Annotated in this window: 21 protein-coding genes; 18 read left to right on the forward strand and 3 right to left on the reverse strand. The window is 66.5% G+C overall.

From position 1 onward, the window contains the following. Positions 1-100 precede the first annotated feature (100 nt). The 3 genes from AmiPiv_RS02180 to AmiPiv_RS02190 all read right to left on the reverse strand — a co-directional run bounded on the left by AmiPiv_RS02180 (position 101) and on the right by AmiPiv_RS02190 (position 3,482). Positions 101-643, reverse strand: coding sequence for a DUF1254 domain-containing protein (locus AmiPiv_RS02180; protein WP_340035606.1), 543 nt, complete (start codon positions 641-643; stop codon positions 101-103). Next, positions 636-1,220, reverse strand: a complete 585-nt coding sequence (locus tag AmiPiv_RS02185) for a DUF1214 domain-containing protein (RefSeq protein ID WP_340035607.1) — start codon at positions 1,218-1,220, stop codon at positions 636-638. Before AmiPiv_RS02185 ends, AmiPiv_RS02180 begins: the two co-directional genes overlap by 8 nt. Before the next feature lie 105 nt (positions 1,221-1,325). Next, entirely contained in the window at positions 1,326-3,482 is a 2,157-nt protein-coding gene (locus tag AmiPiv_RS02190; protein ID WP_340035608.1) for a transglycosylase domain-containing protein, read from the reverse strand. A 206-nt stretch (positions 3,483-3,688) separates the two neighbouring features. Here AmiPiv_RS02190 and AmiPiv_RS02195 point away from each other — a divergent pair, with 206 nt between their 5' ends. From AmiPiv_RS02195 to AmiPiv_RS02280, 18 genes are all read left to right on the forward strand, one after another. Then, positions 3,689-4,219 carry a hypothetical protein gene (locus AmiPiv_RS02195; protein ID WP_340035609.1) on the forward strand — a complete coding sequence of 177 codons (531 nt, stop codon included), beginning with the start codon at positions 3,689-3,691 and terminating at the stop codon, positions 4,217-4,219. Then, entirely contained in the window at positions 4,185-5,465 is a 1,281-nt protein-coding gene (locus AmiPiv_RS02200; RefSeq protein ID WP_340035915.1) for a DNA-packaging protein, read from the forward strand. The genes AmiPiv_RS02195 and AmiPiv_RS02200 overlap by 35 nt, the downstream gene beginning before the upstream one ends. Positions 5,466-5,477: 12 nt before the next feature. Further along, positions 5,478-6,656 (forward strand): phage portal protein, encoded by a 1,179-nt coding sequence (locus tag AmiPiv_RS02205; RefSeq protein ID WP_340035610.1) that lies wholly within the window; start codon positions 5,478-5,480, stop codon positions 6,654-6,656. Positions 6,657-6,683: 27 nt separating this feature from the next. After that, positions 6,684-7,034, forward strand: coding sequence for a DUF6107 family protein (locus tag AmiPiv_RS02210; RefSeq protein WP_340035611.1), 351 nt, complete (start codon positions 6,684-6,686; stop codon positions 7,032-7,034). Continuing rightward, positions 7,024-7,713 carry an HK97 family phage prohead protease gene (locus AmiPiv_RS02215; RefSeq protein ID WP_445206882.1) on the forward strand — a complete coding sequence of 230 codons (690 nt, stop codon included), beginning with the start codon at positions 7,024-7,026 and terminating at the stop codon, positions 7,711-7,713. The genes AmiPiv_RS02210 and AmiPiv_RS02215 overlap by 11 nt, the downstream gene beginning before the upstream one ends. Beyond that, the gene (locus tag AmiPiv_RS02220; RefSeq protein ID WP_340035612.1) at positions 7,710-8,969 is read left to right on the forward strand and encodes a phage major capsid protein; all 1,260 of its coding nucleotides are present in this window, start codon (positions 7,710-7,712) and stop codon (positions 8,967-8,969) included. The genes AmiPiv_RS02215 and AmiPiv_RS02220 overlap by 4 nt, the downstream gene beginning before the upstream one ends. Positions 8,970-9,073: 104 nt before the next feature. Continuing rightward, on the forward strand, positions 9,074-9,643 hold the full coding sequence (locus AmiPiv_RS02225; RefSeq protein ID WP_340035613.1) for a head-tail connector protein: 570 nt from the start codon (positions 9,074-9,076) through the stop codon (positions 9,641-9,643). After that, entirely contained in the window at positions 9,643-9,978 is a 336-nt protein-coding gene (locus AmiPiv_RS02230) for a phage head closure protein (protein WP_340035614.1), read from the forward strand. Before AmiPiv_RS02225 ends, AmiPiv_RS02230 begins: the two co-directional genes overlap by 1 nt. After that, positions 9,975-10,154 (forward strand): hypothetical protein, encoded by a 180-nt coding sequence (locus tag AmiPiv_RS02235; RefSeq protein WP_340035615.1) that lies wholly within the window; start codon positions 9,975-9,977, stop codon positions 10,152-10,154. The genes AmiPiv_RS02230 and AmiPiv_RS02235 overlap by 4 nt, the downstream gene beginning before the upstream one ends. Next, a complete protein-coding gene (locus tag AmiPiv_RS02240) occupies positions 10,135-10,545 on the forward strand; it encodes a DUF3168 domain-containing protein (protein WP_340035616.1) in 411 nt (136 codons plus the stop codon). The genes AmiPiv_RS02235 and AmiPiv_RS02240 overlap by 20 nt, the downstream gene beginning before the upstream one ends. A gap of 43 nt (positions 10,546-10,588) precedes the next feature. After that, positions 10,589-11,005 (forward strand): phage major tail protein, TP901-1 family, encoded by a 417-nt coding sequence (locus tag AmiPiv_RS02245; protein WP_340035617.1) that lies wholly within the window; start codon positions 10,589-10,591, stop codon positions 11,003-11,005. After that, positions 11,002-11,343, forward strand: a complete 342-nt coding sequence (locus AmiPiv_RS02250) for a gene transfer agent family protein (protein ID WP_340035618.1) — start codon at positions 11,002-11,004, stop codon at positions 11,341-11,343. Before AmiPiv_RS02245 ends, AmiPiv_RS02250 begins: the two co-directional genes overlap by 4 nt. Then, a complete protein-coding gene (locus AmiPiv_RS02255; RefSeq protein ID WP_340035619.1) occupies positions 11,340-11,555 on the forward strand; it encodes a rcc01693 family protein in 216 nt (71 codons plus the stop codon). The genes AmiPiv_RS02250 and AmiPiv_RS02255 overlap by 4 nt, the downstream gene beginning before the upstream one ends. Before the next feature lie 19 nt (positions 11,556-11,574). Next, positions 11,575-12,132: a phage tail tape measure protein gene (locus AmiPiv_RS02260; RefSeq protein WP_340035917.1), complete on the forward strand. Its 558-nt coding sequence runs from the start codon at positions 11,575-11,577 to the stop codon at positions 12,130-12,132. Positions 12,133-12,150: 18 nt separating this feature from the next. Beyond that, positions 12,151-12,792 carry a DUF2460 domain-containing protein gene (locus tag AmiPiv_RS02265; RefSeq protein WP_340035918.1) on the forward strand — a complete coding sequence of 214 codons (642 nt, stop codon included), beginning with the start codon at positions 12,151-12,153 and terminating at the stop codon, positions 12,790-12,792. A 2-nt stretch (positions 12,793-12,794) separates the two neighbouring features. After that, positions 12,795-13,676 (forward strand): DUF2163 domain-containing protein, encoded by an 882-nt coding sequence (locus AmiPiv_RS02270; protein WP_340035919.1) that lies wholly within the window; start codon positions 12,795-12,797, stop codon positions 13,674-13,676. Beyond that, positions 13,673-14,110 carry an NlpC/P60 family protein gene (locus tag AmiPiv_RS02275; RefSeq protein WP_340035620.1) on the forward strand — a complete coding sequence of 146 codons (438 nt, stop codon included), beginning with the start codon at positions 13,673-13,675 and terminating at the stop codon, positions 14,108-14,110. Before AmiPiv_RS02270 ends, AmiPiv_RS02275 begins: the two co-directional genes overlap by 4 nt. A gap of 18 nt (positions 14,111-14,128) precedes the next feature. Continuing rightward, positions 14,129-18,025, forward strand: coding sequence for a baseplate multidomain protein megatron (locus AmiPiv_RS02280; RefSeq protein WP_340035621.1), 3,897 nt, complete (start codon positions 14,129-14,131; stop codon positions 18,023-18,025). The last annotated feature ends 9 nt before the right edge of the window (positions 18,026-18,034 follow it).

An 18,034-nucleotide genomic window follows, 5' to 3' on the forward strand; every position in this document is an offset into this window, starting at 1 on the left:
GAGCCAGGCGTCGATGACGGCGCGGGTCGCATCGACGGCATGAGACGCAACGAGCCCCTGCCACGGCATTGAGGGCATCGCATTCGGCAGTGCCAGGCGATCACTGCATTTCGCAGTTGATGCCGTCGAGGAAGCGCGACACGGTAGGCTTCCAGCTTTCGTCGGGCACGAAGGCACGAACGACGACGATACCCTCGTCGATCGGCGTCTCCACGAAGATCGATTTCTCGAATTCCTGCGGCAAATCCTTGCGCAGTTCGATCATCTGAGCCGGCGTGACGACCACGAAGTCGAGATTGCCGTCAGTGGCGGTGCGGTCGTTGAAGCTGTAGATGTTCTCGCCGCCGCGGTCATATACCGAGGCCGACCAGTAGGGCACCTTGCCGGCGTTGTCGATGCGCACCACGCCCTCGGAGAGATCGAACCTGCAGGCGGCTTCGAAGAAGGAGGGGTCCAGCGCCTTCACCACCGGCGTGCCGCCGATGTCGGCGTCAAGGCGGACGACCTTGTTGGGGCCCGCAACCATGGCAAGGCGCGACCACGCATCCCGCTCGGAGAAGCTCGGCACCAAGAGCAGGATGACGATGTGGGCGATGCCTGCGCCGACTATCCCAACGGCCAGGGCATGGAGGACCTTACGCATCGCACTGCCCCCTGGAAATTCGGGGCATTTCGATGCCGGAAAGGCCGGTGCTGGCGGCGACGGGCGTGTCGTAGAGGGTCATGACCAGTGACATCTCGCCGGAACCGGAAACAGCCAGCCAGTTGCCGGGCGTTGCCCGTGCACCGACCTCGATGGACACCGAGTTATCCGGCTGCCGCAGCACTTCGAGAGAATTCAACGAGGGCTTCCGCTGCGCTGGCGACTGGAGGACTGCCTGGGATTTGTCGGTGGCGTAGAGCGTCCAGAACCTCGCGATGGGGAGGCTGCCTTCGATCCGGTAGGTGCACTCGCGCCTGAGCAGCACGCCATCCGAATCGCGTTCCGCCGCGAAGCTCAGCCCTTCGGCGCGGCCGAGCGCCAAAATGCCATCGCGCGCGACGCGCGCCTTCGAGTAGGGATCGGCTTCGGGCGTGCCGATGTCGGGGTAGGCCGTCCACGGGCCGACCGAGACGGCGCCGATGCCTTCCCCCGATCCGAGCACCAGCCCGACGCTCGCGGCTCCGCCTCCGACGGCCAGGGCCAACGCAAGCGCTATCAGTACCGATTGTTTCAGCATGAGCCGTCGCAGGATGGAGTTGCTGGAGGAATATCCCGTCATTTGAAGGGATGGCAAGTCGAGGGGGCACGAATGCTTCCAAAGAAGCTCAATGACCTTCGCTGCCTACAGGGCCGAGAGCCTGTTCGGCTCCGGCGGAGGCTCGATCGCCGGAGCTTGCTGGAAGAAAGTGGTGATCTCGCGCAGCGTGCGGGTCGTCGTGCTCGACAGCACTGGCGGCCGGTCCGCCGCGTCGGTCGCCGCGGCTTCAGCGCCGGCCTTGGCAGCTTCGTCGGCCTTGGCCACGGTCGCCGGATCGACGAAGGGGTTTTCAATGCCCGGAATGGGCTTCAGGTCGATGTTCTGGTGCGCATAAGCCATGAAGCGCTGCCAGACCATCGCCGGAAGCGAGCCGCCGGTCATCTTGTTGGTGGGCGTGAAGTCGTCGTTGCCGAGCCAGACGGCTGCCGTGTAGTTGCCCGTGTAGCCGATGTACCACGCGTCCCGGTAGGACTGCGTGGTTCCGGTCTTGCCGGCGGAGCGGATGCCCGGAAGTGCGGCCTTGCGTGCCGTGCCGGTCTCGGGAATCTGGACCATGATCGAGTTCATCGATGCGACGGCCTGCTCGGACAGCACGCGCTTGGGCGGCAGAGCGTCCTTGTTGAAATCATAGACGACCTGGCCGGCGTGCGTGACCAGCTGGTTGATGCCGTGCCGGGTTCCGACGACACCGCCTTGCGCAAGCACGCTGTAGCCGGTGGCCTGGTCCATCACCGTAAGGCCTGAGGTGCCCAGAACCATCGTCTTGTGCGAGCTGACCGGCGATTCCACGCCCATGGCCTCGGCCATCGCCTTGATCGGCGGGATGGACAGGTTCTCTTTGGCCAGGCGCACCGGTACTGTGTTGATCGACTTCACCAGGGCGGTGGTGAGCGTGATGCGGCCGGAGAAGCCGCGCGTGTAGTTCTTCGGCGACCATCCGCCCCAGCTGATCGGCGCATCGGAGATAACCGATTCCGGGGTGAAGCCGTTTTCCATGGCCGTGGCGTAGACATAGGGCTTGAACGAGGAGCCGGTCTGGCGCTGCGCCCGGGTGGCGCGGTTGAACTGGCTGGCGCCGTAATCGCGGCCGCCGACGATGGCGCGGACGGCGCCATTGGTCTCGATGACGACGACCGCCCCTTCGGTCACGCCGTATTCCTTGCCGAACTGGCGCAGATGGTATTCGAGCGATTCCTCGACGGCCCTTTGGATGTTCATGTCGATCGTGGTGCGGGCGACGAGCGAGTGGGTGCCGGACTTGGCAGCGATCCGCTGCACCTCCTCGAAGGCCCAGTCGAGAAAGTAGTCCGGGCTCTTGCGCTCGCCGCGGTCGATGATGTCGGCCGGTCGGAGCCGCGCCGACAGCACCTGGCCCTCGGTCATGAAGCCTGATTGCACCAGATTGGTGAGCACGACGTTGGCGCGGGCGCGTGCCGCCGGCAGGTTGATGTGCGGGGCGTATTTGGTGGGCGCCTTGAACAGGCCGGCAAGCATGGCGGCCTCGGCGAGATTGAGGTCCTTCACCTGCTTGCCGAAGTAGAAATCGGCCGCAGCCGCGATGCCGAAGGTGCCGCCGCCCATATAGGCGCGGTCCAGATAGAGCTGGAGAATCTCCTTCTTGGAGAGGTTCATCTCCAGCCAGATCGACAGGAAGGCTTCCTTAACCTTGCGCTCGACCGTTCGTTCATTGGTCAGGAACAGGTTCTTGGCGAGCTGCTGGGTGATACTGGAGCCGCCCTGGACCACGGAATTGGCTCGCATGTTCTCCGACATCGCACGGAACAGCCCGAGGAAGTCGATGCCGTAATGGTCGAAGAAGCGCCGGTCCTCGGTGGCGAGGACCGCCTTGATGACATGGTCGGGCATCTCGTCGACCGGCACCGAATCGCGCTGGATGATGCCGCGCTGGCCGATTTCATTGCCGTAGCGGTCAAGGAAGGTGACGGCGAAATCGTCCTGGTTGCGCCAGTCGCTCGTCGTCTCCTCGAAGGCCGGCATCGCCAGGGCCAGCATGACGACCGAGCCGCCGGCGCCGAGCGTGAAAGCCTCGCTCAACAGCTCGATGATGCCGCGCCGCCATCCCTTGACCCGGAAGCGTCGAAAGAAAACGGTGGCGTTTTCCCAAAATTGCTGCGCGCGGAAACGAAGTTCGTAGAGAGACGAGTCGAGCCAGGCGTCGATGGCCAACAGGCCAGCGGCCAGTCGGCCTCTCCTCTTGCGTGGTTCGAGTGGGCTTTCCATTCGAAATGGGTCCGGCGCGTTGCTACAGCTTATACCTAGATACGCTTGCTGGCGAATTAAGGGCGCGCGTCCCCCGCCCCTCGGGGGGTCTTGTCCCCGATTTTCGGCGGCGGGACAAGGGGGTGCCGGTAACATCGTCGTTGGCGAGGAAAAATGCCCCAAAATAGGAATATATTCTTGACTGCGTTACGGTCGTCTGGTAGTGTTTGGCTATCGTCGAAGAAGTGCGACCGGCGCCAATGCGTCCTGATCGCCCGGCGATTTCCGAATTTATCGAACCCTGGAGGTTGGCGTTGGGCGCGAATGCGGTCGAACGAGGACGGGCGCTGCGGGCGCTCTACGAAGGGGCTACGGCAGGTGTCGAATTGCTGGCGGCGGCCAGCGGTAAGGCTGCCTCCGCAATCGAAAGGCAAATTCTCCGCGAGGGCTGGACGGCCCCGACTTCCACCGGCCTGGACGAGAGGCTGGCGAGGCTGGCCGACGCGCTGGTGGCGCAGGTGGAAAGCCTGCGGCTCGAGCACGAAGGCGCCTTCGACAAGGGACAGGTCGACCTGGTTTCCTCGATACTGAAGACGGTCGAGAAGATCGGAGAGCTCAGCCGTGGAACCGAAAGCGAGAAAGTGAGCCAGACGAAGCGCGATGCAGAAACGGCCGACGTGCTCGCCAGGATCGACCGGCGCATCATCGAACTTGCTCGAGACTATGCACGGGTGCTGGTCGCAGAAGAACATAAATGAGCACGAAGGCTGGCTGGTCGACCGCGAGTGGGTGCATTTCGCCCGGATCGAACAATATCTGCTCGAGCGGCAGCCGGCATCATGGCTGGTGATCGGCGGGCGCGGCGCCGGCAAGACCCGGCTCGGCGCGGAGTGGGTGAACAGCATGGTGCGGGGCTTTCCGCCTTTTGCAAGCACCCAGCACTCGCCGATAGCCCTGGTCGGGGAAACGCTGGCGGACGTCCGGGAGGTGATGATCGAGGGACCGTCCGGGATCATGACGATCTCGCGCAATGATCGGCCGCGCTTCGAAGCGAGCCGCAGGCGTCTGGTGTGGAAAAGCGGAGCCGTGGCGCAGATCTTCTCCTCCGAGGATCCGGACAGTTTGCGCGGGCCTCAGTTCCAGGCCGCCTGGTGTGACGAGCTGGCGAAGTGGAGGTATCCGGATGCCTGCTTCGACATGCTGCAGTTTGGTCTCAGGCTGGGGGAGAGGCCGAGGCAGATCATCACCACGACCCCGCGTCCGCTGCCCTTGCTGAAGCGGCTGCTGGCCGATCCGCAGGTGCATGTGACGCGGATGCGATCTGAAGAGAACAGTGCCAATCTGGCGCCGACATTTCTGAGCGCGATCCGCGCGCGCTATGGCGGCACGGTTCTCGGGCGCCAGGAACTGGACGGAGAATTCATAGAAGACCGTCCGGATGCCTTGTGGTCTCGCGAGATGCTGGAACACGTGCTGATCGGCGAGGCGCCAAACCTTCGCCGGATCGTCGTTGCGGTGGATCCGCCGGCGAGTTCGCACCGCAATTCCGATGCCTGCGGCATCGTTGCCGCTGGCCTCGACGAGGCGGGGAGGGCGGTGGTGCTTGCCGATGCGACGGTTCGCGCGGCCAAGCCCCAGGCATGGGCCGGTGCCGCGGTGGGACTTTTTCACCGGCTTGAGGCCGACTGCATCGTCGTCGAGACGAACCAGGGCGGCGAGATGGCCACGGCGGTGATCCGGACCGTGGACCCGGCCGTGCCCGTGAAGGCGGTCAGGGCCCGGCGGGCGAAATGGCTGCGCGCCGAACCGATCGCGGCGCTCTACCAGCAAGGCAAGGTGCTGCACGCCGGTAGCTTCGAGGCGCTCGAAGACGAGATGTGCGATTTCGGACCGGACGGGCTGTCGAATGGCCGCTCGCCGGATCGTGTCGATGCTCTGGTCTGGGCGATCGGTGAACTGATGCCGGAGTGGTCGTCCGAGCCGCGGATACGCGACATTTTCTGAACAGGAAACAAGATGGCTATGAATTGGCCCTGGTCGCGCAAGACCAGGAACGGAGGTTCGTTGCCGGAGCGCAAGAGCGGCATGTCGACGGGGTTCGTCGCCATCCACGCCCAGGGTGAGGCCCGCTGGACAAGGCGGGACTATGCCGCCCTTGCCCGCGAAGGATTCATGCGCAACCCGATCGTGCACCGTTCGGTTCGCCTGATCTCGGAAACGGCATCGGCGATACCCTGGCTGCTCTATGACGGTGCTGCCGAACTCGACGACCATCCGCTTCTGCGGCTGCTGGCGCGACCCAACGAGCGGCAGTCCGGCGCGGGCTTCATGGAGGCGCTGTACGGGCATCTGCTCATTTCCGGCAACGCCTATGTCGAGCTGGTCGAGGCGGCCGGCGGGGCGCGCGAACTGCACCTGCTGAGGCCCGACCGGGTCACCGTCGCCAGCGACGCAGGAGGCTGGCCGTCGGCGCTCGACTATCGCGAAGGAAGCTCGCGTCGGCGCATCGTGCTCGGGATTGCAGGGCAGGGCGGCAGCGCGGCACAGCTGACGCTGTTCCACCCGCTCGACGACCACTACGGCTTTCCGCCGCTGGAAGCTGCGCTGATCGCGCTCGACACCCACAATGCCGCGGGGCGCTGGAACAAGGCCCTGCTCGACAATTCGGCCCGGCCATCCGGCGCGCTGGTCTACGCCCCAAAGGACGGAAGCAACCTGACCGACGACCAGTTCGACCGCCTCAAGGCGGAACTGGAAGAGGGTTACTCCGGCGCGACGCGGGCCGGCCGGCCGCTGCTGCTGGAAGGCGGGCTCGACTGGAAGGCGATGGGGCTTTCGCCGAAGGACATGGATTTCATCGAGGCCAAGCATTCGGCAAGCCGCGACATCGCGCTCGCCTTCGGCGTGCCGCCGATGCTGCTGGGCATCCCCGGCGACAACACCTACTCGAACTACCAGGAGGCGAACCGCGCCTTCTATCGCCTGACCGTGCTGCCGCTGGTGGCGCGCACGGCCAAGGAATTCTCGGCCTGGCTCGCGCCGGCCTTCGGCGACGGCTTGAGGCTCTGGTACGACGCGGACCAGGTGGAAGGCCTGGCGAGCGAACGGGACGCGTTGTGGACGCGGCTCGAAGCCGCTGGTTTCCTGAGCGATGACGAGAAACGCCAGGCGGTGGGCTATCCGCCCCGCGGCTGAACCATCCCAACCACGGAAAACTCGACGATGACGGAGATGTCCGATCCCGGCTGGCTGTGGCTGGCCAAGGGGGCGGGCGCGGTTGCCGGATCGGCGATCTCGCTTGCCTACATCCTGCCGCAGGGCCGGCGCGAGGCCGCAGTGCGGTTCGCCGTCGGCGTCGTCTGCGGGCTCGTGTTCGGCGGCGCGGCGGGCGTCAAGGTCGCCGCCGAGCTCGGCATCGATCGCCTGCTCGGCGCCGCCGAGATGATGATGATGGGCGCGGCCGTCGCGAGCCTGTGTGCCTGGTGGGCACTCGGCCTGCTGATGCGCGCCTTCGAAGGCAGCCGCGTCGGCAAGCTGATCGACCGGAGGAAAGGGGCCGACCATGATGCATGAGGCAACCGCGAGGCACGGCGAGAGCAAGTTCGTCGACCTTGCGCTCGATGAAGTCGCGACTGACGGGACCTTTTCCGGCTATGCCAGCCTGTTCGACCGGGTCGACCTGGGCAAGGACCTGGTCGAACGGGGCGCCTTCGCCAAGTCGCTGCGGACCCGCGGCGCGGCCGGCATCCGCATGCTGTTCCAGCATGATCCCAACCAGCCGATCGGCAACTGGACGGAGATCAGGGAAGATCAGCGCGGCCTGTTCGTCCGCGGCAGGCTTGCAAAGGACGTGGCCCGTGCCCGCGAGGTGCACAGCCTGCTGCGCGGAGGCGCGCTCGACGGGCTGTCGATCGGTTTCCGGGCGGTCAAGGCGCGGAAGGAACAGGCGACCGGAATTCGCCACATCCTCGAGGCCGATCTCTGGGAGATATCCATCGTCACCTTTCCGATGCTGCCGGAGGCACGCATCGACACGGTGAAGCACCGGGGCAAACTCCCCACCACTCGACAATTCGAATGCTGGCTCACGCGGGATGCTGGGCTGACCAGGAGCGACGCCCGGGCCGTCATCGCCGAGGGTTTCGCCAGCCTCGTGCGCAGGCGGGATGCCGCATGGGGAGCGGAGACCGGTCTCGCCGAACGCATCCGTGAGACCACGCGCATGATCAAGCAAAGAGGAAACACCGCATGAACGCTACACATCTGCCGCGCGCCCCCGAGGTCAAGGCGGCAAGCGGCGAAATGCTCGACCTGAAGGACGCCTTCGGCGAGTTCATGACCACATTCGAGGCCTTCAAGGACAGCAACGACGAACGCCTGGCACAGCTGGAAGGCCGGCTGGGCGCCGACGTGGTGACCAGCGAGAAGGTGGACCGGATATCGCGCGCGCTCGACGAGCAGAAGCGTGCCCTCGACGGCCTGTCGCTCAAGCGCGTCAGGCCGGCCCTGAGCCGCGAAGGAGGACGGGCTGCGCCAAGCGAACACAAGGAGGCTTTCGACCTCTACATGCGCGCCGGCGACGACCGGCAGCTCAGGGCCCTCGATTCCAAGGCGATGTCCTACGGCTCGGGTCAGGATGGCGGCTACCTGGTGCCCGATGAAACCGAAGCGGAGATCGGACGCCGGCTGTCGTCGCTGTCGCCGATCCGGTCCATCGCAGCGGTCAGGCAGGTTTCGGCGGCGGTGCTGAAGAAGCCGTTCACCGTCGCCGGCCCGGCCGTCGGCTGGGTGGCGGAGACGGCGGCGCGGCCCCAGACAGCCACGCCGACGCTGGCCGAGCTGCAGTTCCCGACGATGGAACTCTACGCGATGCCGGCGGCGACCGCCTCCTTGCTGGAGGACAGCGTTGTCGATCTCGACCAGTGGATCGCTTCGGAGGTGGAGGCGGCCTTCGCCGAGCAGGAGGGGGCGGCCTTCGTCAACGGCAATGGCGTCAACAGGCCCAAGGGGTTCCTCGACTACAACAAGGTGGCCGAGGCCAGCTGGGCCTGGGGCGACATCGGCTACGTGGTGACCGGCGTCTCAGGTGCGCTGCCGGCGTCGAGCCCGTCCGACGTGCTGATCGACACCGTCTACACCCTCAAGGCCGGCTATCGGCAGAACGCCAACTGGGTGATGAACCGCAAGACGCAGGCATCGATCCGCAAGCTCAAGGACGGCGACGGCAATTATTTGTGGCAGCCGCCCGCAACCCCGGGGCAACGGGCGATGCTGATGGGTTTCCCGCTCGTCGAGGCCGAGGACATGCCGGATGCGGCCGCCAACGCGACGCCCATCGGCTTCGGCGATTTCTCGCGTGGCTATCTCGTGGTGGACCGCGCCGGCGTGCGCGTGTTGCGCGATCCGTATTCGGCCAAGCCCTATGTCCTGTTCTACACGACCAAGCGGGTGGGCGGCGGCGTCCAGGACTTCTCCGCGATCAAGCTCTTGAAATACGGCACGGCCTAAGGGCGGACGGCTTTCCCCCTCCCGTTCGCCAATTGTGCCGCGGCGGCCCCGGCCACCTACCGGCCGGGGCCGCTTCCTTTCAATGCAGACGCAAAGGGTGACGAATGACCCTCATCAGGACCAGCGCCCCGGCGGTCGAACCGGTGACGCTGATGGAGGCCAAGGCGCATTTGCGAATTGCCCATGTCAGCGAGGACGCCTTGATCGGCGGGCTGATCCGCGCGGCGCGCGAGGACGTGGAACGAGCGACGGGGCTGGCCCTGATCGACCAGACGTGGCGCCTGGTCCTCGACGCATGGCCGCCTGGGAACGCCGTAGCGATTGCGCGCCACCCCGTGCGACAGATCCTGTCGGTGACGACTTTCGGCAGCGAGGGCGAGGCGGCGATCCTCGATCCGGTGCACTACCAGCTGGATACGCTGTCACGGCCCGCACGCCTGCGTTTCGACCGGAAGCCGGACCGTCTGCGCGTCATGAACGGCATAGAGATCGATTTTCGCGCCGGCTTCGGGGAATCGGGTCCGGACGTGCCGGACCTTATCAAGCGCGCGATGCTGCTGCTGGTAGCGCACTGGTACGAGTTTCGCGCGAGCTTCGGGGCCGAGGAACAGCCGGCGTCCTACCCGCGGGGCTACGACCGGCTGATCGCCGGCTACCGGGCGAGGAGGCTCTGATGCGCGCCAGCTTCCTCGATCCGGGGGCTCTTCGAACCGAGGTCGCACTCGAGGAGAGCGTGACGATGCCGGATGCCTTCGGTGGCTACACCGAGGGCTGGGTCGAACGGGCGACGCTGTTCGCCCAGGTGGAGCCGCTGGCGGCGCAAAGCGCCTTTGGCGCCGGCCAGACGCTCGAGACGGCCACGCACCGCGTCACCGTCAGGTGGCGCGAGGGGATCAGGAGCGGCATGCGGTTTCGCCGCGACCAGCGCGTGCTCGACATCGTGACGGTGCACGATCCCGACGAAACCCAGCGCTACCTGGTCTGCCGCACGCGGGAGCAGGGCAAATGAAGGTGACGATGAAGCTCACGCTCGAGGGGCTGAAGCGGGCCTTGCGCTGGAAGGCGCACGAACTGGCGGAGGACGTCGAACAAGGCTACCGTGGCGACGCGACGGACGCGCGGCGGACTGAGCGGAGCAGGCGCGCAGCGACGAGGGAGCGAAGCGATGACCGCCCCGGCGGCTGAACTTCAGAAGGCGGTTTTTGCCGCGCTCGGCGGCAGCGTTGAGCTCTTGGGGCTGCTCGGCGGCCCCAAGATACACGACCAGGTCCCGGTGAATGTGATCTTCCCATACCTGACTTTCGGCCGGACCAGCATCTATGACTGGAGCACCGACACCGAGAGCGGCACCGAACAGCTGTTTTCGGTCCATGTCTGGTCGAAATCGCAGGGCAAGCGCGAGGCGCTGGAGATCATGCAGGTGGTGCGCGGGCTGCTGGACGGCGCCAACCTTGCGCTCGACGCCCACCACCTCGTCAACATGCGGCTCGAATTCTCCGAGGCGCGGTTCGACGACAGGCTCTCCGTGCAGCATGGGCTGCTGCGCTTCCGCGCGGTGACCGAGCCGGCCGCCTGACCGGCCACACCGAGTTCTCACATCAATATCGGGAGACCAAGCAATGGTCGCACAGAAGGGCAGGGACCTTCTGCTCAAGGTCGACAGCAACGGCCTGGGCAGCTTCGTCACCGTCGCGGGCCTGCGCTCCAAGCGCATCGCCTTCAACAGCGAAACCGTCGACGTGACCGACGCGGAATCGGTCGGGCGCTGGCGCGAGCTTCTCGCCGGCAGCGGCGTGCAGCGCGCGTCCGTGAGCGGTTCGGGCATCTTCAAGGACCAGCAGTCGGACGCGCGAATCCGGAGCTGCTTCTTCGGCGGCGAGATCGTCAGGTGGCAACTGGCCGTGCCGGATTTCGGCCTCGTCGAAGCGCCGTTCCAGATCACTGCGCTCGAATATACCGGCAATCACGACGGCGAGGTGACCTTCGAGGTCGCCCTGGAGTCGGCCGGCGTGGTTGCGTTCGCGGTGGCGCCATGAGCGCGAACAGGAGACGTGGTGAAATCGACGCCCAACTCGACGGCCAAAGCTATCGGCTTTGCCTGACGCTCGGCGCGCTGGCGGAGCTCGAGGCGAGCTATGCGGCGGACGACCTGGCGGCACTGGTCGAACGCTTCTCGAGCGGCCGGCTGTCGGCGCGGGACATGATCCGCGTCGTCGGTGCGGGCCTGCGCGGTGCCGGGCACGACGTGTCCGACGCCGAGGTCGGGGGCATGCATGCCGAGGGCGCCGCGGCCGGTTTCGCGGCGATCGTATCGGATCTCCTGACCACGACCTTCGGGGCGGGCAAGAGCGGAGACGCCGGCCAAAACCCTTGAACGCCGCAGCGGGCAGGCCAGCCGAATTCCCGTGGGACAGCGTCATGGCCGCGGGGTTTGGCTTGCTGCGGCTTTCGCCGGGTGCGTTCTGGTCGATGACGCCGCGAGAGCTCGAGCGCGCCATGAGCACGCTGCCCAAGCGTACCGATGCTCCGCCCGGAAAGGATCACCTGGTGGCGATGATGGCGCTGTTCCCAGACAAATCGGAGTAAGCCTGTGGCCGAAGATCTCATGGTCGCGATCCGCGCCGACACGGCGCCGTTTCAGACCGCCCTGCAATCGCTGGAGCGGCTGTCCGACAGCTTCGGCGCACAACTGACCAGCGCGATGAAGAGTGCCGTGGTCAGCGGCAAGGAGCTCGACGACGTGCTGCGACGCATCGGCCTCAACCTCGCGGGCATGGCGCTCCAGGAAGGCATGAAGCCGCTGCAATCGCTTGCCGGTTCGCTGCTGTCGGGCCTGCTCGGCGGGCTTTCGGGCATTCTCCCCTTCTCCAAGGGCGGGGTGACGGGGAATGTCGTTCCGTTCGCCTCGGGTGGCGTGGTCTCGACACCTACTTATTTTCCCGCAGGCCGCAATGTCGGCCTGATGGGGGAGGCGGGTGCGGAGGCGATCCTGCCGCTGCGCCGTTCGTCCGACGGCAGCCTAGGCGTCGCCGCGCGGGGCGGCACTTCCGTCAACGTGATCTTCAACGTGACGGCCCAGGACGCCGCGTCGTTCCGCAAGTCGGAGGCGCAGATCACCGGCATGCTGGCCAAGGCCGTGTCGCGCGGCACGCGCACATTCTGAGGAGATCACGTGTCGGACCTGGCGAGTTTCCACGACGAGGTTTTCCCGGCCGCCGTTTCCTTCGGCGCGACCGGCGGCCCGGAACGGCGAAACGAGATCGTGTCGCTGACGTCCGGGCGCGAGAAACGCAACCTCCGCTTCTCGCAGTCGCGCCACCGCTACGACGCCGGCACGGGTGTGCGGTCGCTCGACGACATGCATGCGGTCGTGGCGTTCTTCGAGGCGCGGCGCGGCTCGTTGCACGCCTTCCGTTTCAGGGATCCGTTCGACATGAAGTCGTGCCGGCCTGGTGAGGCACCGTCGCCGCTCGACCAGGAACAGGGCGTGGGCGACGGGACGAAGGCCCGCTTTCCGCTCGTGAAGACTTACGGAACGGGGAGCGAGGCCTATCGGCGGCTCATAGCCAAGCCGGATGTCGCGACGTTGAGCATAGCCGTGGCTGGCGTCGAACTGCCTTCGGCCACCGGCTTCAGGTTCGATGATGCCAGCGGCGAGGTCGTGTTCGCTCCGTCGGCGATCCCCGGGCCCGGGGCGGTGATTACCGCGGGGTTCGAATTCCACGTCCCCGTCCGCTTCGACATCGAGCATCTGGCGCTGAGCCTCAGCGCCTTCAATGCCGGACAGATCGCATCCATACCGCTCGTGGAGGTGCGCCTGTGACCATGCCCGCAGATCTGGCCGCGCATCTCGGCCAACCAGTGACGACCGTCTGCCATTGCTGGCGCCTGACACGGGCGGATGGGCTTTCGATCGGCTTCACCGATCACGATCGGCACCTTGTCCTGGACGGAACGACATTCGAGCCGGAATCCGGATTGAGCGCGAGCGAGGCCCGCACCTCGCTTGGCCTTGCCGTGGATACGGTCGATGTCGAAGGGGCGCTGGCCTCCGACGCCATTCGCGGCGAGGACATCGCCGCCGGGCTCTACGACAACGCCAGGGTCGAGACCTTCATGGTCAACTGGGCCGTCCCAGTGCATTTCGCGCTGCTGCGGGTTTCGACCATCGGCAAGGTGACGCGCAGCGGCTTGCGCTTCGTCGCCGAACTCGAAAGCTCGGCCAACGCGCTCGACCAGCCGAATGGCCGCTATGTCGCGCGCGCCTGCGATGCCGAACTTGGCGACCGGCGATGCGGAGTGGGGTTGGAGCAGGCGCAATTCGCAGCCGCGGGATCCGTTGCGGCATATGTCGACCCGAACATGCTCGTTGCAGTTGGACTGTTCGGTTTCGATGCCGGCTGGTTCACCCATGGCACGCTTACCTGGACGGGCGGCGCGCGCGCCGGGCGGACGGAGCGCATATCGGAACACCGCAAGGACGCCGGCGGCGCGACCCTTCTGCTTGAGGCAGGCTCTGGACCCGCCCTGGTTGTCGGCGACCCGTTCACGGTTCGCGCCGGCTGCGACAAGGCATTCGCCACCTGCAAGGCGAAATTCGCCAATGCCGCCAACTTCAGGGGCTTCCCGCACCTTCCCGGCAATGACGCCGGATATTCGTACGTCACCGAGGGTGGTGTGTTCGACGGAGGGCCGATCGTGCCATGACCGAGCGCGACGCGAAGGCTGCGGCCGTCGTCGAGGAGGCGCTTGGCTGGGTCGGAACTCCCTATCGGCACCAGGGCTGCCGAAGGGGGGTTGCCTGCGACTGCCTGGGGCTCGTGCGCGGCATTTGGCGCCACGTTTATGGCCACGAACTCGAACGGCCCGGGCCCTATGCTCCCGATTGGGCCGAAGCGACGGGAGAAGAGCGCCTGCTCGAGGGCCTGCGCCGTCATTTTTGCGAAAGGCCGGTTGCGGAAGCCGGCGCGGGCGACGTGATCGTCTTCCGCTGGCGGCAGCACCTGCCGGCCAAGCACGCCGCGATCCTCGTTGCGGCGGATCGCTTCGTTCACGCCTATCAGGATCACGGCGTGACGCTGACGCGGATGGTGCCGCAGTGGCGGCAACGCCTGGCAGCCGCATTCGCCTTTCCAGACTAGCGCTCCCCGGAGGTTCCGATGGCAACCATCCTACTGCAGGCCGCCGGGGCATTCCTGGGCGGAATGCTCGGACCGATCGGCAGCGCCATCGGCACCGCGGCAGGCGCCCTTGCGGGTTATGCCATCGACCGGGCGCTCATCGAGGGTACCCGGAGGATCGAGGGGCCGCGAATGTCCGGCCCCCGGCCGTTCACCGCCGAAGAGGGCAGCTCGCTGCCGCGCGTCTACGGCACCGCCCGCATCGGCGGGACGCTGATCTGGGCGACACGTTTCAAGGAGACGCGCCGCACCCGGCGGCAAGGCAAGCTCGGTCCCAAGCTGACGGAATATTCCTACTATGCGAACGCGGCATTTGCGCTGTGCGAGGGCGAAATCGCCGGAATTCGCAGGGTTTGGGCGGACGGCCGCGAGATCGATCGCGACACCATCGAACTGCGCGTGCACCGCGGCACCGAAGACCAGGCCGTCGATCCGCTGATCGCAGCCAAGCAGGGAGCCGCCAACACGCCGGCCTATCGCGGCGTTGCCTATGTCGTGGTCGAGAACCTCGACATCGGCGAGTTCGGCAACCGCATCCCGCAGATGCAGTTCGAGGTGATGCGGCCGGTCGGCGAACTGTACGGCCGCATCCGTGCGGTTTCCCTGATCCCCGGCGCCACCGAATACGGTCTTTCGACCAGGCTGGTCAGTCGCAAGAAGCGGCCCGGCGAGACCGACGCGATCAACCGGCACGTGATCCATGCCGGCACCGACATCGCCGCGTCCCTGGACGAGCTGCAGATGCTCTGTCCCAACCTCGAGCACGTCGCCCTGGTCGTGGCCTGGTTCGGCGACGACCTGCGTGCCGGGCACTGCCGCCTGAGGCCCGGGGTGACCACCGCCTCGCCCTCCGGCCTGTCTGCCGCCTGGCAAGTGGGAGGCGTCGATCGACCCGATGCTCTCGTGATCTCGAAGCATGACGGCGAAGCCGCCTATGGCGGCACGCCATCCGATCGCAGCGTCCTGGAGGCGATCGCCGAGATCAAGGCGCGGGGCCTGAAGGTGACGCTCTATCCGTTCGTGATGATGGACATTGCGGCGGGCAACGCCCTGCCGGATCCCTATGGCCAGCCTAGCCAGCCACCCTATCCGTGGCGCGGACGCATCACCTGCACGCCTGCGCCGATGCTCCCGGGGTCTGCCGACCGCACCGCGGCCGCCCGCAGCCAGGTGGATGCCTTCTCCGGGCAGGCGGCGGTCGGTCAGTTTGACCCTGTCACCTACACCGTCGAATTCTCGGGAAATCCCACAGACTGGGGCTATCGGCGCTTCATTCTGCACTACGCCCACCTTGCGGTACTCGCCGGCGGGGTCGACGCTTTCCTGCTCGGGAGCGAGTTGCGCGGCCTGACTACGCTGCGCGACGGCTCGGGGGCCTTTCCTTTCGTCGAGGAGCTTTGCACGCTGGCGGCGGATGTCCGTTCGGTTGTCGGCCCCGGCTGCAAGATCACCTACGGCGCCGACTGGAGCGAATATTTCGGCTATCACCCGAGCGACGGCAGCGACGACGTCTACTTTCACCTCGACCCGCTGTGGGCCCACCCGGCAATCGACGCGGTCGGCATCGACAACTACATGCCCTTGTCGGACTGGCGCGACGCCGATTATGCTGGCGGCAACCCGGATGGATTTGCCTCGCCCTACGATCCCGCCGGCCTGCGCGCCTCGATCGGCGGCGGCGAGGGTTTCGACTGGTACTATCCCGATTTCACCGCCAGGCTGCAGCGGTCGCGCAAGGTGATCACCGACGGAGCCTACGGCAAAGACTGGGTTTTCCGTTACAAAGACCTCTCGGGCTGGTGGAGCAACCGGCATTTCGACCGGCGTGGCGCCGTAGAGCTTGCCGACCCGACTGCATGGGTACCCTGCAGCAAGCCGATCTGGTTTACCGAGATCGGCTGTCCCGCCGTCGACAAGGGCCCGAACCAGCCCAACATGTTCCCGGACGTCAAGTCATCCGAGAACGGCGTGCCGTATTTTTCCGTCGGTGGGAGATCGGATATCGCCCAGCGCCGTTTGCTGGAGGCCCATGCCAGGCATTGGGAGCCAGCCGTCGACGATGTCCAGCGCAATCCGCAGTCCCCGCTCTATGGCGGCCGCATGGTGGACGTGTCGCGCTCTTATGTCTGGGCGTGGGACGCGAGGCCGTACCCGGCCTTTCCCCTGCAGGCGAGCACCTGGTCGGATGGTTCGGCCTGGCATCGCGGGCATTGGCTGAATGGCCGTCTGGTCGGGCCGACCGTTGCCGATCTCGTCAACGCCATCCTGGCAGACCACGGCCTGCCGGCGGCGGATGCGGATGGCGCCAACGATACCCTGGCGGGCTACGTCCTGGCCGATCCCACGTCGGCGCGTGCGGCCCTCGAGCCGCTCATCGATCTCTATGGCTTGTCCGTGATCCAGCAGGCCGACCGCCTCGTGTTCAGGCGGTCGACGGCGTCGAGCGATCAGGCGGTGGTGCTGGACGAACTGGCGATCGAGGGGGACAGACACGCTGCCGAGATCGTACGGGCTCCGTCCAACGACATCCCGGCCGAGGTGGTGCTCGGTTTCCGCGATCCCGTGACCGACTACCAGGCGTCGGCGGTTCGCAGTCGGCAGTTCGGCGCCGGCGGGAGCCGGCAACACACCATTTCGTTCCCAGGAATGCTCGAGGCCGGACAGGCGCGGGCGCTTGCCCAGGACTGGATGCGACGCCGCTGGGGCGAACGCGAGCAGTTGAACTTCGCGGTTGCCGAACCTCGGGCCGACGTCGAGCCCGGCACGATCGTCAAGGTGCCGGCGTCCGGCAGCAACTCGGAGTTCCTGGTCACCGAAATCGAGCAGGGGCTGATCAGGCGCGTCGCGGCGCGCCAGCTCAACCGCACCGTGGCGGCTGCATGGCGGTCTTCCTATGCCGGGGTCGAACCGGCACCGTCCACCGTTGCCGGTCAGCCTCATGCGGTGTTCCTCGATCTTCCGATGACGGGCAGCATCTCCGCACCCCCGCACGAACAGTTTCGCGTCGCCGCGATCCAGACACCCTGGCGAAGCCAGGCGCTGCTAGTTTCCCCAGAAGACACGGGCTTCGTGCTGCGCGGATCAGTCGTTCGTCGCGCCGAGATGGGCGTGTTGAGAGCGGCCATGCCGCCGGGCGTGGAAGGCCGGATCGACCGGGCCGCCACCGTGTCCGTCGAACTCTACGAGGGAGAACTCGCGAGCGTCAGCCGCGCGCAACTGCTCAATGGCGCCAATCTCGCCGCGATCCGGTCCTCGAACGGCGAGTGGGAACTCGTCCAGTTCGAGACGGCGGCGGAGACCGCGCCCGGCATATGGCAGTTGTCCGGACTGTTGCGCGGTCAACTCGGCACCGGCGATGCGACCGCTTCCGGCGCATCGGCCGGCGCGGCCTTCGTAGTCATCGACGAAGCCGTCGTCCCCGCCGGCCTGCTGCCGGCCGAAGCCGGGCTTCGGCTCAACTGGCGCGTAGGCCCCCTGGGGGCCGATTTCGCGGGCGGCAACTATTCGGCCCACAGCGAGATCGGCGGGCGGCGGGCACTGCTGCCCTTTTCACCGGTGCATCTGCGGGCGAAGCGGACGCCCGGCGGCGATCTTGCCGTTGCCTGGGTCAGGCGCGGCAGGATCGACGCCGACAGCTGGGACGCGGGCGAAATCCCGCTCGGCGAGCAGCGGGAGGAATACCGCGTCGAAGTCGCACCCGTGGGTGGCACCATCGTCCGCTCTGCGAACGTACCTGTGCCGGGCTGGACCTATGCCGCCTCCGAGATCGTCGCGGATTTCGGCTCGCCACCGGCCGCGCTCGATATCACCGTTCGCCAATACAGTGTCGCCGCCGGCTGGGGTCTGCCGGCCACGCGGGGGCTTGTGCTTGTTTGAACCCAATCC

Source organism: Aminobacter sp. Piv2-1 (genome assembly GCF_037625995.1).
Lineage (GTDB): Bacteria > Pseudomonadota > Alphaproteobacteria > Rhizobiales > Rhizobiaceae > Aminobacter.

What these genes read in the sequence shown, in the direction of transcription:
- AmiPiv_RS02180 (WP_340035606.1), bottom strand. Translation starts at nt 643, where the DNA reads ATGCGTAAGGTCCTCCATGCCCTGGCCGTTGGGATAGTCGGCGCAGGC.
- AmiPiv_RS02185 (WP_340035607.1), bottom strand. Translation starts at nt 1,220, where the DNA reads ATGCTGAAACAATCGGTACTGATAGCGCTTGCGTTGGCCCTGGCCGTC.
- AmiPiv_RS02190 (WP_340035608.1), bottom strand. Translation starts at nt 3,482, where the DNA reads ATGGAAAGCCCACTCGAACCACGCAAGAGGAGAGGCCGACTGGCCGCT.
- AmiPiv_RS02200 (WP_340035915.1), top strand. Translation starts at nt 4,185, where the DNA reads ATGCACGGGTGCTGGTCGCAGAAGAACATAAATGAGCACGAAGGCTGG.
- AmiPiv_RS02205 (WP_340035610.1), top strand. Translation starts at nt 5,478, where the DNA reads ATGGCTATGAATTGGCCCTGGTCGCGCAAGACCAGGAACGGAGGTTCG.
- AmiPiv_RS02210 (WP_340035611.1), top strand. Translation starts at nt 6,684, where the DNA reads ATGACGGAGATGTCCGATCCCGGCTGGCTGTGGCTGGCCAAGGGGGCG.
- AmiPiv_RS02215 (WP_445206882.1), top strand. Translation starts at nt 7,024, where the DNA reads ATGATGCATGAGGCAACCGCGAGGCACGGCGAGAGCAAGTTCGTCGAC.
- AmiPiv_RS02220 (WP_340035612.1), top strand. Translation starts at nt 7,710, where the DNA reads ATGAACGCTACACATCTGCCGCGCGCCCCCGAGGTCAAGGCGGCAAGC.
- AmiPiv_RS02225 (WP_340035613.1), top strand. Translation starts at nt 9,074, where the DNA reads ATGACCCTCATCAGGACCAGCGCCCCGGCGGTCGAACCGGTGACGCTG.
- AmiPiv_RS02230 (WP_340035614.1), top strand. Translation starts at nt 9,643, where the DNA reads ATGCGCGCCAGCTTCCTCGATCCGGGGGCTCTTCGAACCGAGGTCGCA.
- AmiPiv_RS02235 (WP_340035615.1), top strand. Translation starts at nt 9,975, where the DNA reads ATGAAGGTGACGATGAAGCTCACGCTCGAGGGGCTGAAGCGGGCCTTG.
- AmiPiv_RS02240 (WP_340035616.1), top strand. Translation starts at nt 10,135, where the DNA reads ATGACCGCCCCGGCGGCTGAACTTCAGAAGGCGGTTTTTGCCGCGCTC.
- AmiPiv_RS02245 (WP_340035617.1), top strand. Translation starts at nt 10,589, where the DNA reads ATGGTCGCACAGAAGGGCAGGGACCTTCTGCTCAAGGTCGACAGCAAC.
- AmiPiv_RS02250 (WP_340035618.1), top strand. Translation starts at nt 11,002, where the DNA reads ATGAGCGCGAACAGGAGACGTGGTGAAATCGACGCCCAACTCGACGGC.
- AmiPiv_RS02260 (WP_340035917.1), top strand. Translation starts at nt 11,575, where the DNA reads ATGGTCGCGATCCGCGCCGACACGGCGCCGTTTCAGACCGCCCTGCAA.
- AmiPiv_RS02270 (WP_340035919.1), top strand. Translation starts at nt 12,795, where the DNA reads ATGCCCGCAGATCTGGCCGCGCATCTCGGCCAACCAGTGACGACCGTC.
- AmiPiv_RS02275 (WP_340035620.1), top strand. Translation starts at nt 13,673, where the DNA reads ATGACCGAGCGCGACGCGAAGGCTGCGGCCGTCGTCGAGGAGGCGCTT.
- AmiPiv_RS02280 (WP_340035621.1), top strand. Translation starts at nt 14,129, where the DNA reads ATGGCAACCATCCTACTGCAGGCCGCCGGGGCATTCCTGGGCGGAATG.